This window comes from Methanoregula sp. (assembly GCF_049686655.1).
GTDB lineage: Archaea > Halobacteriota > Methanomicrobia > Methanomicrobiales > Methanospirillaceae > Methanoregula.
The window spans coordinates 17667-30182 of record NZ_JBAVIG010000047.1 but is presented as its reverse complement, the minus strand read 5'-3'; the positions used below and the strand labels follow the sequence as shown (position 1 = coordinate 30182).

Here is a 12516-nt window from a genome sequence, read left to right as displayed (position 1 = left end):
CTTCAGCCCCTCTGAACCATGTAAATGCCATCCTGGAACACCCGCGGGTCGCGGTTCCGGATATGGGTAGCGTGTTCGATGTTTGCTGCTGAGTTCCCGACCAGTTCGCGGTCGATGCCGTTGAGCATGACTTCGTCATTTGCCACTTTTGCCGTGACACCTGCTTCGATCCGTGCATACCGTGCTTTCTTCTCGCCAAGGAAATTGGCAATCTCAAGCCGGTTTCCCTGGAGTTTGAGCTGGATGGGGAAGTGGCTGTAGACCACTTTCATGCGGTACTCGAAGCCTTCACTGACACCACGACACATGTTCTTGGTGTGCGCCTCAAGCGTGCCCACCATTGCCGTGATCTCCTTTCGCCGGGATTCTGTTGCAATGGTAACTTCAGAGCCGTCGCAGGTGATCGTAACCTGGGGGAACCGCATATTGCGGACGAGCTGCCCCTTGGGACCGGTCACCCGAAGCTGCGTGCCGTCAAGCTGGGCTTTGACGCCATCGGGAATCTTAACTTTTCGTATTGCTGACATCATCGCACCTTCTCAGTAGACGTACCCGAGCAGTTCGCCACCGATACCTTCCTTCCGTGCCTGTTCGTGGGACATGACGCCACGGGAGGTGGAGAGCATCAGGATACCGAAGTTCTTCCCGGGGAGATATTGTTTCTCCCAGTATTCCATTTCGTCAAGCTGTACCGAGAACCGTGGGGTGATTGCACCGCAGCGGTTTATCCGGCCCGTAAGGTTGACCTTGAGCTGCCCGCCCCTGCCATCTTCTACGAACTCGAAGCCGCCGATGTATCCGGCGTCCTGCATGATGCGGAGCATTGCGCCGAGGAGCTTGCTTGCGGGTTCGATAACACACACGGATTTGCCGGTGTCGCCTGCATTTTTCAGGGCACACATTCCGTCTGCTATGGGATTTAATCGTGTCATTTCTTGCTCACTCCTCAGCTCATCTTCTTGAAGCCCATCTTCTGGGCCCATTCGCGGAAGCACTGCCTGCAGAACATGATATGGTATCTGCGCACGAGCCCCTGTTTGCGCCCGCACATCTTGCACTCGTTCGCACCGCGACCGTAGATCTTCTTCCTTTCTCCAGCCATTAGCGCACCTCTACCTGGTATTTCTCCCTGAGGAACGCGATCGCATCCTGTTTGCTGACGCGCTGTTTTGCCGGGAGTTTCTTCTGCTCCATGCGCCTGCGGGTGATCCGTATGCCTCTGCGTTCGAGCACGACGTTGACATCCATACCGTAGATACCGATCTGCGGGTCGTAGGACATGCCGGGGAAGTCAGTGTGCTCCTCGATACCGAATGAGAAATTCCCGCTCTTGTCAAGCTGGCTCTCAAAGAGCGTCTTGTTGATGATCTTCAACGAGGTATCCAGGAAGTCGCGGGCGGGTTTGCCACGGAGGGTGACCTTGCAGCCGATTGGCATGCCTTTCCTGACGGAAAAAGCAGGCTGGGTCTTCTTGGCAATGCTCCTGATCGGCGTCTGCCTGCTGATAGTCTTCATGATGTTTTCCGCTTTCACCAGCTTATCGCCGGCCTCGCCGACTCCCATGTGAACGACAACCTTGTCGACATAGATATCGCGCATCGACGTCACTGTTCAATCCCCCACTTGGCAATTGCGGATGTCTGCTTGCCCACCATATAGATGTAGGGGGCAATGGTGTCGAACCGGGTACCCGACTTCTCATCCTCAAGGATGATCTTGTTGGGGACACTGCCGGGCATCTTGATGATCTCAACGATCCGGGCAACTTTGCCGGAGTGTTTTCCGCCGATGATCATGGCCATGTTGCCTGCTGCAAACGGGAAGTGGTTGAGGATCTTGAACCGGGTCTCTGGTTCAATGGAAACCTCGATGGAATCCCCGGACTTGTAGGTGTTGTCCGCGAGAATGTTGGCGCCATCCCTCATGTTCAGCTGGACCTTGCCACCGGTAATGGTAGTTTTGTTCCTGACCTTGCACAGGCGGCTCTTTGCCGCGTCTGCATCGATCTCGATGGAAATGTGCCGGCCGTTCTTGTCACGCAGGATACGGTAGTACTTGTTGATCTTCGGCAGGGAGATGATGTCGAAAATGCCGACACCCATCTTGGGATCGCGGCACGACCTTCCGTTGATGATCACATCGTTCTGGCCAAGGATCTGCTTGACCTCTTTCAGGTTCCGCGCGTAATCCATGTGGTCACGGAGCCAGACTGCAATCGGCATTGCATTTGCGTTGTGCGGGCCGGGTGCAGTCTTTGTAATGAACTTCGTGGTCTTCTTTGCGATGTGCCACGAGTCAGGGGCGTTTAATCGCTTGAGATGGTCTGACATTATTCGGCCTCCGCGAGTTTTGCCGCACGGCGCTTGTCATTGAGGTTGAGTTTGGTGAGCTGCACGTTCGAGGCATCAACACCCCGGGGAACTTCAGTCCCGTCTGCCTTTGTCGAGAAGACACCGTGAACGACAATCTTTGCATTCCTGGTGTCGACTGCATCGACAAGGCCTTCAGTACCGACGAAATCCCCACGGGTAACCCGGACAGTATCGCCCTTGGTCACGCGCAGTGTCTTCTTCTTGTATTGCTCTTTCAGGACATCTGAAAGGGGGGCGTTTAAGTATTTGGTCTTCACGTGGGAAGGTGCGTTATAGCGTGCCTTTCTCTGTTTTCTCGGCTGTTCGCTTTCAATTCTTGCCATTTCACGCACCTCAGACAATGATAGTTGCCATGGAACCGAGTTTGGGGAACCGCTCCGCAACTTCACGGGCTACCGGTCCCTTGATCTCAGTTCCTTTTGGCTCATTTTTCTCATCCACGACAACGACAGCGTTGTCATCAAAGGATACACGCATGCCGTTTGGCCTGCGCATCTCCTTCTTTGCGCGGATGACCACTGCACGCACCAGCTTGCGGCGCATGTCGGGGGTGCCTTTCTGGACACTCACGGTAGCGAGATCTCCCAGTCCCAGTTTGGGCTGACGGCGCCTGACACCATGGTAGCCAAAGACCGAAATGATCTGCACGGTCCTGGCACCGGTATTATCGGCGCATGCGAGCCTTGTTCCTGTCGCAAGAGCCCTCGGCGTCTTGGACTGCTTTGCCTTCATTGTGTCTGCACCTCCACAACGACAAAAGTCGTGCTCTTCGAAAGCGGCCGGCACTCAGCAATCTTTACCATGTCGCCAACCTTTGCCCCGATACAGGAGGGGTTGTGGGCATGGAGCTTCGAGCTTCGCTTCTCGTACCGCTTATATTTACGAACGTAGTGCAGGTAATTCCGTGCCACTACGACCGTTCCCATCATACGATCGCTCACGACTTTGCCGGTGATCACCTGGCCGCGCACCGGTAAAGTGCCGTGAAACGGACAATTAACGTCCTTGCATTCCACGCTTGGGGCCTGGACGTTCAATCCAATGTTTAGTGCCATTATGGTATCCTCTTCTTTTCGTGCAGGTTGATCCTTCTTTCAGGAGCCAGTACCATCACGGATCCATCTATCTCAACATGTTCCCTGCCGGGAAGGCGCACCGCAAAGATGCTATACATCTTGGGGATGCGCCTGACACCACGGGGGGTGTCAATCACGAGCAGGTTCTTTGTCTCATCGATGATGCGACCGGACAGCCCCTTGTGAGAGGGGTTTGCGGCTCCCGATACCAGAACGTCCAGGCCAATGAGTTCATGGCGGAGGACATTCTGGGAAGAGATCATGCAGTTCTCCTGCGGTTCTGCTCGGTCAGCATGCGGGCAATCGTCCTCCGGAGTTCGCGGATGTGTCCGGGGTTCTCCGTGGCGCCACCTGCACTGACTTTTCCATAGTGCTGGACGAGCTCCATCCGGAGTTTTCCCATATTTTCCTGCAGCTCAACATCAGAGAGCTGCCGGACATCCTGGGCTCTGAATATTGCCATTACTGTTCCCCTCCCAAATCCTCATCGGGAAGTGCCGGTTCTTCGACATCGGCGTCACCAACAGGGACAACACCGGCCTTCTGGGCCGGGCGCTTCTTCTCCTGTTCGATGATCGAGAAGTGGTCGGGCAGCTTCGCGCCTGCGGGCACGAGCTTGACCTGGACACCAATAACACCGAGTTTCTTGATCGCTACGGCATAGCCTTTCTCAACGATCGTATTGCTCGGCTCGCCGCAGTGCTTGATGTACCCTTCAGTAAACTTCTGAGTACGGGCACGTGCCCCGGTCAGTTTCCCGGCTATGACGACTTCACAGCCAAGCGCACCGGAATCCATGACCCGGCGCATGATACTGGATCCTGCCTTGCGGAAGTACCAGCCGCGCTCAAGGGCGTTGGCCAGTCTCTCTGCCATGATCTGGGCATTGAAACTGGGGTTGGTAACCTGCTGGACTTCGATCTGCGGGGATTCAACACCGTAGTTCTGGGCAAGGTCAAGGGTGAGCTGGTGGACCAGCTTGCCGCCCTTACCAATGACAATTCCCGGCTTCTCTGCAAAGATGGTGACCTGGGTGCCAAGTGGCGTCCTGGCGATGTCCATCCCGCCGTAGCCTGCGCGCTTGAGTTCCTTTGAAAGGTACTTCTCTACGCGGGCCTTCCTGACGCCTTCAGCAATGAATTTTCTCTCGACTGCCATATTACGCCACCTCGCGGACGATGATCTCGAGGTTCACGGACTCGCGGACCTTGGGAGTTGCCCTTCCCATTGCACGGGGAAAGAATGCTTTCTGGGCACGCCCGCGGTTGGCGGAGGCGTGGATGATCTCGAGCTTTTCCGCATCGAGACCTATGTATTCGGCATTCTTCTTGACCGATTCAAGGAGACGGATGTATTCCCTGGATGCCTTGACCGGGTACCGGCCTGCATCCCAGTTACCGGGAAGGCCGCGTTTGTGCGCGACATTCCGGTTGAAGTGCCGGAACGGGACGGCTTTTTTCAGTTTGACTACCTCGTTAAGGTACGCGATTGCTTCGTTCACGCGCATGTGCCTGATAAGCCCGGCAATCTCGATCGAGTGTTTGGGGGACATGTTTAGCTCGTTGGCCTTGGCCTTTGCCACGTTGTCTCCCGTGATTTTATTGGAATAATCAATGCGTGCCATGTCCATCACTTCAGCGGAACGTACTTGCTGCCTCTGGTTGCACCGATACCGGCACTTCCGTGAGAAACCCTCTTTCTTGTCAGTGCAAATTCCCCGAGGTAATGGAAGACAGACTCCGGCTGGAATTCAACCTTGGTGAACTCCTTGCCGTTGTAGATCTCGATGGTCTTGCCGATCATTTCCGGCATGACGATCATTTCACGAAGGTGTGTCCTGACTTTCTCATCACCCTGTCGGATCTTTGTGAGTAATGTCTCTTCCCCGCGGGAGAATCCGCGTACAATCTTGCGACGTGGACGGGCTGGCATAAGCGGGAGGAGTTCGCTGATTCCCTTTGCCTTGAGCTCGTCTATAGTAAAGCCGCGATAGGTGAACTCCTCACGCCGTCTTGGCATTCTCTTCTGTGTCTTCTTAGGTGCTGCCATACCCTTCACTTCCTGCTCTTACCTGTCCTGCGTGCAGCCACATGTCCGACAGTCCTTCCTGGAGAGGTACCTCTCGCAATGGTCTTCGGGCGACCAGTGTGCTGGTGTCCACCGCCACCGAACGGGTGGTCGATGACGTTCATCGCTACACCACGGACGCGTGGCCAGTTGGATGCGGTATTCGCCATCTTGTGGTACTTGTTACCTGCTTTCACGAACGGCTTCTCGACACGGCCGCCACCTGCAACGATTCCAACAGTTGCGCGGCAGCGGTGGTTGAACCATTTGGTTTTGCCGCTGGGCATCCGGATACCGACGCGGTCTCCGATCTTGTCGACTACGACTGCCTGGACTCCCGAGGCACGGACAAACTTGCCGCCATCGTTGGGCCGGGCTTCGATATTGCAGATGTAGGTCCCGGTGGGGATATTCTGGAGGGTGAGCGTGTTGCCATTCTTTAATTCGACGTTGGCTCCCCAAGTGATGACTTCGCCGATACCCAGTCCCTCGGTGACGAGCATGTAGACTTTCTGCCCGTCCTCAAGTTTGACGAGCGCGATCGGTGCATTGCGTGCGGGATCGTGTTCGATGTCGATGACCGTTCCGGTGATCTTCTGCGTGTCATCACCGATGTGCTTGAGCTCTGCCTTGTACCGGTGGGATGGAGCGCGGTATGTCGGGCCTCCCTTGCCCCGGCTTTGTGTTGTGATTCGATGTCCCATGTTCCCCACCTACATTATGCCGAGCCGGCTGAGGATCTCCTCGGCGGCCTTGTCATTCTCAAAGCTCACGATGGCCTTTTTCTGGCCGTGTGTGTTCATGAGCGTGCGGACGCTTTTGACATTCTGGCCGAATGCCTTCTCGATATCGCGCTTGATGTCGTCCTTGTTCGCCTCACGGGTGACAAGGAACTGGAGTTTGCTCTGGTTCTCGAGGAGGACCATTGCCTTTTCCGTAACAAACGGGTATTTCAGGGTCATTTACCTGCCCCCCAGGCGTGTGAGTGCGCTCTCGGTCCAGACGGTGAGACGTCCGGCCAGCATTCCCGGCGCGAGGTGCTCGACATTCAATTGGTCAACGGTAACTACGTCGACACCGGAAAGATTGCGTGCTGCGAGCAGCGGCTTGTCTGCGGTGACGATGAGGAGGCTCTTGCGCTGCTTGAACCTGCGCCCGCGCATCTTGCCCCTGCCTGCCTTGACCTTCTTGCTGTCCTTTGCCCGTTCGATGTCGCTGTAGATACCTGCAGTGGTGAGTACAGTGATGACATCCTGAGTGCGGCCGAGTGCCTCGAACTTGTCCTCAAAGACGATCGGTACTGCACCTTCGAAGGTGTGTCCCCGACCCTTGATGAGTTCTGCAGAGATGCTCGCGGCGACAGCCGAGCGGAATGCCTTCTGTTTTTCCTTCTGGTTGATCTCTTTGATCAGTACTTTGGCTACTTTCGGGGGGTGAGCCTCACGTCCGCCTTTTGCCTGCGGGACTTTTGCTGCGCGGGAGCCGTTCTTGATACGGGGAACGTGTGATGATCCGCGACCACTTCCCCAACCCACCGCAGACGAGCGGATACCGGCAAACGGGTCGGTCCCGTGCGGCTGTCTCCGGGTGCTCTGGAGTGCCATGACTGCTTTCTTGATCAGATCGGGGCGGTAATCCTCGGAAAAGATCTCCGGAAGCTCGATGTCCTTGGTGATTCCGCCTTCAAGTGATTTAACCTGTGCTTTCATCTCTGATCATCCCTGCTTGCTCTGGGTGCTCACAAACTGGATTGCCGGCATCCTGACGACATGTTCGCCCTGGCGGATCGCGGGCCTGATACGGATGAGCCGCTTTACCGGGCCGGGGATAGAGCCCTTGACAAGAATGTACGGGTTCTTGAGAACACCATAATGGAGAAAGCCCCCGGCGGGGGTGATCTCGCTAGCATCCTCGCTGATCTTTAAGATCCGCTTGTTGAACTCGGTGCGCTGCTGGAATCCCAGCTGGCCTATCTGGGGAACCTGCCACCTGACATGGTGGGGGTTCCACGGTCCGAGGGTTCCAAGGTGGCGTTCTTTTCCGCCAACGGAGTGTTTGCGCTTGCGCAGTGCAATGCCCCAGCGTTTTACGGCACCCTGCGTTCCCTTACCGGTGGTAATTGCAGTGATGTCTGCATATGCTCCGGCCTGGATCACGTTGGTGAGCGCAACTTCCTTTCCAAGGAGTCCCTGTGCAAACTCGAATATCTTCTTGACATCTGCACCGCCGATCTTGATCTCCATAAGATCGGGTACCTTCTTTGGGACACCGGAAAGTGATGCGGGCTGCGTGTACGTTACCGCGTGGATCTCTGCTACAAGTCCGGCTGCCAGTGCATCGGTGAACTTCTTCAGCGCGGCTTCCTTATTGTAGTCCTTGGGCAGGGTGATCCTGCGTCCAAGCACGGTATCAAGCTGGTCTGCCCAGAGTTCAGTGAACGCATGTTTGCCGTATGTATCCCGGCTATAAGCGCGGATCGCGGCTACCTTCATCATCGGTACTTCAATTACCGTGACTGGCACCATGATCTCTTTGCCTTCGGTTGGACTGCTCTTGTGATCGTCCACCATAATTACATGCGTCATACCTACCTTATACCCGGCAAATCCCTGCAGGACCGGTGCTCCCTCACTAAGAGGCCACGATTGGTATTTCGGGATCGGGCTCTTTGCACGCTTTCTCGGGCTGAATGCAAGTGAACCACGGCGTGGTCTGTTTATTTTTGGCATGTGTTAATCAATCCTTTATCTTGCGTGTAGGTTATTCTCATTGCGACACGTTTGAGAGATTAATCCGAGATGTGTGACAATTTTGGCTTTTTTTCAAAGCCAACACGCGACACAGGGTAGCGAGTATGCACCGGATATCGCACAGGCAATCGTGAGATTACCAGTAAGACATTCCGCTGATGATTGCGTTACCCTGTCCTGGAGATGCGTATGAGATTGTACCCATCGCTGTGCCGGTGTGCCCGGCATTCCTGTCTCGCGAAAGAAGATCCTGACAATGACGCATCCATCCGCTGTTCTTACGCAGCAGACGGAGCGGGCACGTTGCACGAACGTTGGCCCATGCGCCTGATCAGACCCACTCTGTCAGCCTGTTGTGACGGATCACAACTCCTTCTCGGTATACCTTCCCATGCGGGAAGGTTGACCAATCAAGGTATACCCACGGCAGAACCGTTATTCCAGTGTCCGGATGCACGGTCCCGCCGTATGCAGATCCGGCCCGGTAACCCGGGCGCTTGATCTGCAGAGGATAACCTCATATCGGCTTCCATTATTATTGAATAAAAGAGGATATAAACATATGCCAGGAATCGGAGGTGAAAACGGGTATCTGGAAGGATTTTATGAAACCGTAAACCGGCTCACCCGAAATACAATTCTCCTTGATCGGTGATATAGACAATAATATCTTCACAGACCGCCCTGGCCTTGCAGGCCTGGGACCGGGATTCCCTGAGCCGGTTTATGAGGGATATCGTATCGTACTTCACTTTGATCTTGATCTTTTCCGCCTCACCAAAGATGATGGCAGGGACATTGAACAGATCAGTCCCGGAGGGGATAGTGCAGAGATGGGTCGCATCAAGAGTGTAGAGGAATTCGAGGGTCTCTTTTGCTCTGCGGATATTCTCCATTGCGCTTTTCTCAATGGTACAGACATTGGCTTTTGAGGTGGAGATGATATCGGCAATCTGCTGCTGGGTCAGGCCCTGCTTCCGATACCTGAGTACCTCCATCTGGCGATCCGTGAGCAACCCGTCCTTCATACAAAGAACTTTTCCGTCAGAACTTAAACACTTTTCGTTAACTCTTCAGGTGCCGACGAAGGTACGTTCATTCATTCACATGGGAAATTCATTATATAATGTTAAAGAATAGTGTTTCCTCTTTTTTACGAGGAGAGAAGACGTTTCAAAATGTTTATATGAATACCGGGTCATAATAACGTGTTATAAAAAATATCGAGGTGAATTAGATGGTTGTTAAAGTAGGCGTTGCGAAACTCGGCAACATTGCAAGTGGTGTTATGGCAGAGCTGCTCCTCGATGAGAGAGCAGACCGTGAAGACATGCAAACATTCATGGCGACCAGCGGCACGAAACTCGAGCCGGCAGATGTCGACCGTGTGGTTTCCAACCTGAAGGCATATAAACCGGACTTCTGTATTGTAGTTTCCCCCAACGGGGTTCTCCCCGGCCCGACCGGTGCCCGAGAACAGCTTGCAGCAGCAGGTATCCCGGTTATCATCATCACTGATGATGTAACCACGAAAAAGGAGTGGGAAGCGGTCAAGGCTGACACCAAGTTCGGCTACATCATCATGAAGGCAGACTCCATGATCGGTGCCCGCCGCGAATTCCTCGACCCCATCGAGATGGCCGACTTCAACGGCAACCTCGTCAAAGTACTGGCAGTCACCGGTGCATTCCGCAAACTCCAGCTCGCTATCGACAAGGTCATCGACCAGGTCAAGGCAGGAAAGAAGGGCACAGAACTTGAGCTCCCCAAGATCATCATGACCACTGACAAGGCAGTCGACGGTGAATTCACCAACAACTATGCACTCGCAAAGGCACGCGCTGCCCACGAGATTGCGATGGCAGTTGCAGGACAGAACGTCAAGGGCTGCTTTATGACCAAGGAATGGGAGAAATATATCCCGATCGTTTCAAGCGCTCACGAGATGATGAGGTGCGCTGCAGCTCTCTGTGATGAAGCCCGCGAGCTCGAGAAAGCAGGCGACAGCATCCTGCGCCAGCCCCACAAGAAGGATGGCACGCTCGTCCGCAAGAACAAACTCGTTGCAAAATTCGAGTAAATTTTTTTTATTTTTCTTTTCTGTAAAGGGTCCCAAGCTCTTCCGGCAGCGTCATGATCACCGGTTCCATGTGCAGGCGTTCCATGAATGCTGAATCGCTTGTGGAAGACGGGTTGGGGTTGATCCGGGAAATTAAGGTGCAGAACGCATTAAACCCGTTATCGTTTCCCGGGTGATCGAAAAAGATGGCCATGTTGAATGCATAGGTCCCAAGTTTCCGGTACAGGGAGATTACATCAAGGATACCCATTGCAAGAAGATCGGCATACGGCTCCAGTTCATCGATGGTAGTAATCGGGAGATATCCCCTGATTTCACGTTCTCCCACGGGCACTGCGTTTGCGGCCCAGACAATCTCCTCTCCGGACAAATACCGGTCGGATTTTTTTTCCTCTTCTTTCAAAACGTCCCAGTAGCACCTGCCATACGAGTTCCGGTATTCCCTGCTTACCGTAAGGTATTGCCCGGCAATCCGTGATGGCTGGCTGTCACACAGCCCCTGCATGTGCGGGTGAACGAGGCTTGCCCCTGCTGAAGGGAGAAAATTCCAGTTGATGCTCGGATAGCCATCATACCGACCGAGGGCCTCTGCCTGGCTCAACAAACCGTCCACGATCTGCTGCTTTGTGAACATATCCACGAAATGTTCCCGGGTTAGAACAGTAACAACATGCCCCTGTCCGAACGGAAACATATTCGGGAAAGTAACGCTGTCACCCCGGATGATCCGTGTGCCATCTGGAAAAGGCGGGGTGACGGTAAAAATACGGTCCCTGCAAAAGGGACAATCTTCCGGAGCCGGGGGAATATAGGTCTGATGATAGTTATGCCGTTTCGATCGATCGGGACTGATCCGACATCGGAACCCGGTGAGCGGATCCTCCCGGAACTGCACGATTCCATTGGGAGTCGCAACTTCAGTGATGGAAAACATTCCCATTACGATGTATATTTCCGGCAGGAGCTGATAGTCATTTGCACGACAGAGATTTAACCTGCGGGAAAATTTTTTACAGAGAGCCGCAAAAGAGGAAAAAAAATTTCTGCCAAGGCACCATCACCTGTTTCGGCTGTATCCGGGCAGGTATTGTAGTCTGCTCTTATACAACGTACTTGCCGAGGAGGCGGATGGAGTTGGTCATGTCGGGACCGAGTGGTGAACCGAAGATGATCTGCGTGACACCTGCCTTGGTGAGATCAGCGCATTTCTGCTTGACCATCTCAGGAGTGCCTGCGATGGTGAAGGCATCGATCTCTTTGTCCCCGACAAGTTCTCCGACGGTCTTAAAGTCGAACTTCCCGAGTGCTGCCTTGATCTTGGCAACATTGTTGAGGTCGAGGCCGTGGCGGGTCAGGAGGTCTGGCGGTGAGCCGGCTGCAATGAATGCTGCAACGATCTTGGCTGCATTGCGGGCCTTCTTCTCGCTCTGGTCGATGGACATTGCGGTGTACGCACCGACATCAAAGTTCTTCTTGCCTACCTTGTCGCAGGCTGCCTTGATGATCGGGATTGCGATAGCGAAGTCCTTGGGGTTGGATGCATTGATAAGTGCACCGTCACCGATTCTTCCTGCAAGGTCCAGAACCTTGGGGCCCTGTGCACCGATGTACATGGGAATACCCTTCTTTCCGGGCAGGGTGACACCGGTCAGCTTTGCACCGTCATAGTCGAAGAACTGCATTCCGGACTTCTTGACTTCCTCGCCGGCACAGAGCTTGCGGATCTGCACAACGGCTTCCTCGAGGCGGCCAACCGGCTTCTCAGGGTTGATTGCCAGCTTTGGGAGCGTTGAGAGGTCGCCCGGTCCGATACCGAGGACAGCACGTCCGTCGGAGATCTCATTGAGCGTGCAGGCAAAGGATGCCATTGCAGCGGGAGTGTCCGTGAACGCATTCATGATACCCGGACCCATCTTGAGGGTCGTGGTTGCCTGAGCAATCGCGGCGAGGGTTGGGTAGCAGTGGCGGTTGTTGTAGTGGTTGGTGATCCATGCGAAATCAATGTCTTTGGATTCGGCAAGTTTACAGAAGTTAACAACTTGCTTTACATTGACATTTCCTGGTACGAATTCTATTCCATATGTCAAGGCTTGTGCACCTCATTGAGTATTACCGTACACGCGTTTAAATAAATTATCATTTTATGTTGGCTCCGTTAAGGGATCCATTCA

General features: G+C 54.2%; 21 protein-coding genes. 1 reads left to right on the top strand and 20 read right to left on the bottom strand.

Annotated features, from left to right (window positions below; genetic code table 11):
* Positions 1–2: 2 nt before the first annotated feature.
* The 18 genes from WBL42_RS05925 to WBL42_RS05840 form a co-directional block, all read right to left on the bottom strand.
* Positions 3–527, bottom strand: a complete 525-nt coding sequence (locus WBL42_RS05925) for a 50S ribosomal protein L6 (protein WP_424720364.1) — start codon at positions 525–527, stop codon at positions 3–5.
* A 12-nt stretch (positions 528–539) separates the two neighbouring features.
* Positions 540–932 (bottom strand): 30S ribosomal protein S8, encoded by a 393-nt coding sequence (locus WBL42_RS05920; RefSeq protein WP_424720341.1) that lies wholly within the window; start codon positions 930–932, stop codon positions 540–542.
* 14 nt (positions 933–946) lie between these two features.
* Entirely contained in the window at positions 947–1102 is a 156-nt protein-coding gene (locus tag WBL42_RS05915; protein ID WP_292415985.1) for a 30S ribosomal protein S14, read from the bottom strand.
* Complete coding sequence (locus WBL42_RS05910) at positions 1102–1599, bottom strand: 50S ribosomal protein L5 (RefSeq protein ID WP_424720363.1); 498 nt, start codon at positions 1597–1599, stop codon at positions 1102–1104. Before WBL42_RS05910 ends, WBL42_RS05915 begins: the two co-directional genes overlap by 1 nt.
* A gap of 5 nt (positions 1600–1604) precedes the next feature.
* Positions 1605–2330, bottom strand: a complete 726-nt coding sequence (locus WBL42_RS05905) for a 30S ribosomal protein S4e (RefSeq protein WP_424720340.1) — start codon at positions 2328–2330, stop codon at positions 1605–1607.
* Positions 2330–2695 (bottom strand): 50S ribosomal protein L24, encoded by a 366-nt coding sequence (gene rplX, locus WBL42_RS05900; RefSeq protein WP_424720339.1) that lies wholly within the window; start codon positions 2693–2695, stop codon positions 2330–2332. The genes WBL42_RS05905 and rplX overlap by 1 nt, the downstream gene beginning before the upstream one ends.
* Positions 2696–2705: 10 nt before the next feature.
* Positions 2706–3104, bottom strand: coding sequence for a 50S ribosomal protein L14 (locus WBL42_RS05895; RefSeq protein ID WP_424720338.1), 399 nt, complete (start codon positions 3102–3104; stop codon positions 2706–2708).
* Positions 3101–3427 carry a 30S ribosomal protein S17 gene (locus WBL42_RS05890; protein WP_424720337.1) on the bottom strand — a complete coding sequence of 109 codons (327 nt, stop codon included), beginning with the start codon at positions 3425–3427 and terminating at the stop codon, positions 3101–3103. Before WBL42_RS05890 ends, WBL42_RS05895 begins: the two co-directional genes overlap by 4 nt.
* Positions 3427–3711, bottom strand: coding sequence for a ribonuclease P protein component 1 (locus tag WBL42_RS05885; protein ID WP_424720336.1), 285 nt, complete (start codon positions 3709–3711; stop codon positions 3427–3429). The genes WBL42_RS05890 and WBL42_RS05885 overlap by 1 nt, the downstream gene beginning before the upstream one ends.
* Positions 3708–3911 carry a 50S ribosomal protein L29 gene (gene rpmC, locus WBL42_RS05880; RefSeq protein ID WP_424720335.1) on the bottom strand — a complete coding sequence of 68 codons (204 nt, stop codon included), beginning with the start codon at positions 3909–3911 and terminating at the stop codon, positions 3708–3710. The genes WBL42_RS05885 and rpmC overlap by 4 nt, the downstream gene beginning before the upstream one ends.
* Complete coding sequence (locus WBL42_RS05875; protein WP_424720334.1) at positions 3911–4606, bottom strand: 30S ribosomal protein S3; 696 nt, start codon at positions 4604–4606, stop codon at positions 3911–3913. Before WBL42_RS05875 ends, rpmC begins: the two co-directional genes overlap by 1 nt.
* 1 nt (position 4607) lies before the next feature.
* The gene (locus WBL42_RS05870) at positions 4608–5072 is read right to left on the bottom strand and encodes a 50S ribosomal protein L22 (RefSeq protein ID WP_424720333.1); all 465 of its coding nucleotides are present in this window, start codon (positions 5070–5072) and stop codon (positions 4608–4610) included.
* Positions 5073–5077: 5 nt separating this feature from the next.
* Positions 5078–5497: a 30S ribosomal protein S19 gene (locus WBL42_RS05865; RefSeq protein WP_424720332.1), complete on the bottom strand. Its 420-nt coding sequence runs from the start codon at positions 5495–5497 to the stop codon at positions 5078–5080.
* Between the two features lie 5 nt (positions 5498–5502).
* Complete coding sequence (locus WBL42_RS05860; RefSeq protein ID WP_424720331.1) at positions 5503–6219, bottom strand: 50S ribosomal protein L2; 717 nt, start codon at positions 6217–6219, stop codon at positions 5503–5505.
* Between the two features lie 9 nt (positions 6220–6228).
* The gene (locus tag WBL42_RS05855) at positions 6229–6477 is read right to left on the bottom strand and encodes a 50S ribosomal protein L23 (RefSeq protein ID WP_424720330.1); all 249 of its coding nucleotides are present in this window, start codon (positions 6475–6477) and stop codon (positions 6229–6231) included.
* Positions 6478–7224 carry a 50S ribosomal protein L4 gene (gene rpl4p, locus WBL42_RS05850; RefSeq protein ID WP_424720329.1) on the bottom strand — a complete coding sequence of 249 codons (747 nt, stop codon included), beginning with the start codon at positions 7222–7224 and terminating at the stop codon, positions 6478–6480.
* A 6-nt stretch (positions 7225–7230) separates the two neighbouring features.
* Entirely contained in the window at positions 7231–8244 is a 1014-nt protein-coding gene (locus tag WBL42_RS05845) for a 50S ribosomal protein L3 (protein WP_424720328.1), read from the bottom strand.
* A 644-nt stretch (positions 8245–8888) separates the two neighbouring features.
* Complete coding sequence (locus tag WBL42_RS05840) at positions 8889–9293, bottom strand: Tfx family DNA-binding protein (protein ID WP_424720327.1); 405 nt, start codon at positions 9291–9293, stop codon at positions 8889–8891.
* Between the two features lie 209 nt (positions 9294–9502).
* Here WBL42_RS05840 and WBL42_RS05835 point away from each other — a divergent pair, with 209 nt between their 5' ends.
* On the top strand, positions 9503–10345 hold the full coding sequence (locus WBL42_RS05835) for a F420-dependent methylenetetrahydromethanopterin dehydrogenase (protein ID WP_424720326.1): 843 nt from the start codon (positions 9503–9505) through the stop codon (positions 10343–10345).
* A 7-nt stretch (positions 10346–10352) separates the two neighbouring features.
* Here WBL42_RS05835 and WBL42_RS05830 read toward each other — a convergent pair whose 3' ends face one another.
* Positions 10353–10979 (bottom strand): hypothetical protein, encoded by a 627-nt coding sequence (locus tag WBL42_RS05830; RefSeq protein ID WP_424720325.1) that lies wholly within the window; start codon positions 10977–10979, stop codon positions 10353–10355.
* Between the two features lie 466 nt (positions 10980–11445).
* On the bottom strand, positions 11446–12432 hold the full coding sequence (locus WBL42_RS05825; protein ID WP_424720324.1) for a 5,10-methylenetetrahydromethanopterin reductase: 987 nt from the start codon (positions 12430–12432) through the stop codon (positions 11446–11448).
* Between the last annotated feature and the right edge of the window lie 84 nt (positions 12433–12516).

Excerpts from the sequence above, each read along its gene's own strand:
- WBL42_RS05925 (WP_424720364.1), bottom strand. The coding sequence starts at position 527 with ATGTCAGCAATACGAAAAGTTAAGATTCCCGATGGCGTCAAAGCCCAG.
- WBL42_RS05920 (WP_424720341.1), bottom strand. The coding sequence starts at position 932 with ATGACACGATTAAATCCCATAGCAGACGGAATGTGTGCCCTGAAAAAT.
- WBL42_RS05915 (WP_292415985.1), bottom strand. The coding sequence starts at position 1,102 with ATGGCTGGAGAAAGGAAGAAGATCTACGGTCGCGGTGCGAACGAGTGC.
- WBL42_RS05910 (WP_424720363.1), bottom strand. The coding sequence starts at position 1,599 with ATGCGCGATATCTATGTCGACAAGGTTGTCGTTCACATGGGAGTCGGC.
- WBL42_RS05905 (WP_424720340.1), bottom strand. The coding sequence starts at position 2,330 with ATGTCAGACCATCTCAAGCGATTAAACGCCCCTGACTCGTGGCACATC.
- rplX (WP_424720339.1), bottom strand. The coding sequence starts at position 2,695 with ATGGCAAGAATTGAAAGCGAACAGCCGAGAAAACAGAGAAAGGCACGC.
- WBL42_RS05895 (WP_424720338.1), bottom strand. The coding sequence starts at position 3,104 with ATGAAGGCAAAGCAGTCCAAGACGCCGAGGGCTCTTGCGACAGGAACA.
- WBL42_RS05890 (WP_424720337.1), bottom strand. The coding sequence starts at position 3,427 with ATGGCACTAAACATTGGATTGAACGTCCAGGCCCCAAGCGTGGAATGC.
- WBL42_RS05885 (WP_424720336.1), bottom strand. The coding sequence starts at position 3,711 with ATGATCTCTTCCCAGAATGTCCTCCGCCATGAACTCATTGGCCTGGAC.
- rpmC (WP_424720335.1), bottom strand. The coding sequence starts at position 3,911 with ATGGCAATATTCAGAGCCCAGGATGTCCGGCAGCTCTCTGATGTTGAG.
- WBL42_RS05875 (WP_424720334.1), bottom strand. The coding sequence starts at position 4,606 with ATGGCAGTCGAGAGAAAATTCATTGCTGAAGGCGTCAGGAAGGCCCGC.
- WBL42_RS05870 (WP_424720333.1), bottom strand. The coding sequence starts at position 5,072 with ATGGCACGCATTGATTATTCCAATAAAATCACGGGAGACAACGTGGCA.
- WBL42_RS05865 (WP_424720332.1), bottom strand. The coding sequence starts at position 5,497 with ATGGCAGCACCTAAGAAGACACAGAAGAGAATGCCAAGACGGCGTGAG.
- WBL42_RS05860 (WP_424720331.1), bottom strand. The coding sequence starts at position 6,219 with ATGGGACATCGAATCACAACACAAAGCCGGGGCAAGGGAGGCCCGACA.
- WBL42_RS05855 (WP_424720330.1), bottom strand. The coding sequence starts at position 6,477 with ATGACCCTGAAATACCCGTTTGTTACGGAAAAGGCAATGGTCCTCCTC.
- rpl4p (WP_424720329.1), bottom strand. The coding sequence starts at position 7,224 with ATGAAAGCACAGGTTAAATCACTTGAAGGCGGAATCACCAAGGACATC.
- WBL42_RS05845 (WP_424720328.1), bottom strand. The coding sequence starts at position 8,244 with ATGCCAAAAATAAACAGACCACGCCGTGGTTCACTTGCATTCAGCCCG.
- WBL42_RS05840 (WP_424720327.1), bottom strand. The coding sequence starts at position 9,293 with ATGAAGGACGGGTTGCTCACGGATCGCCAGATGGAGGTACTCAGGTAT.
- WBL42_RS05835 (WP_424720326.1), top strand. The coding sequence starts at position 9,503 with ATGGTTGTTAAAGTAGGCGTTGCGAAACTCGGCAACATTGCAAGTGGT.
- WBL42_RS05830 (WP_424720325.1), bottom strand. The coding sequence starts at position 10,979 with ATGTTCACAAAGCAGCAGATCGTGGACGGTTTGTTGAGCCAGGCAGAG.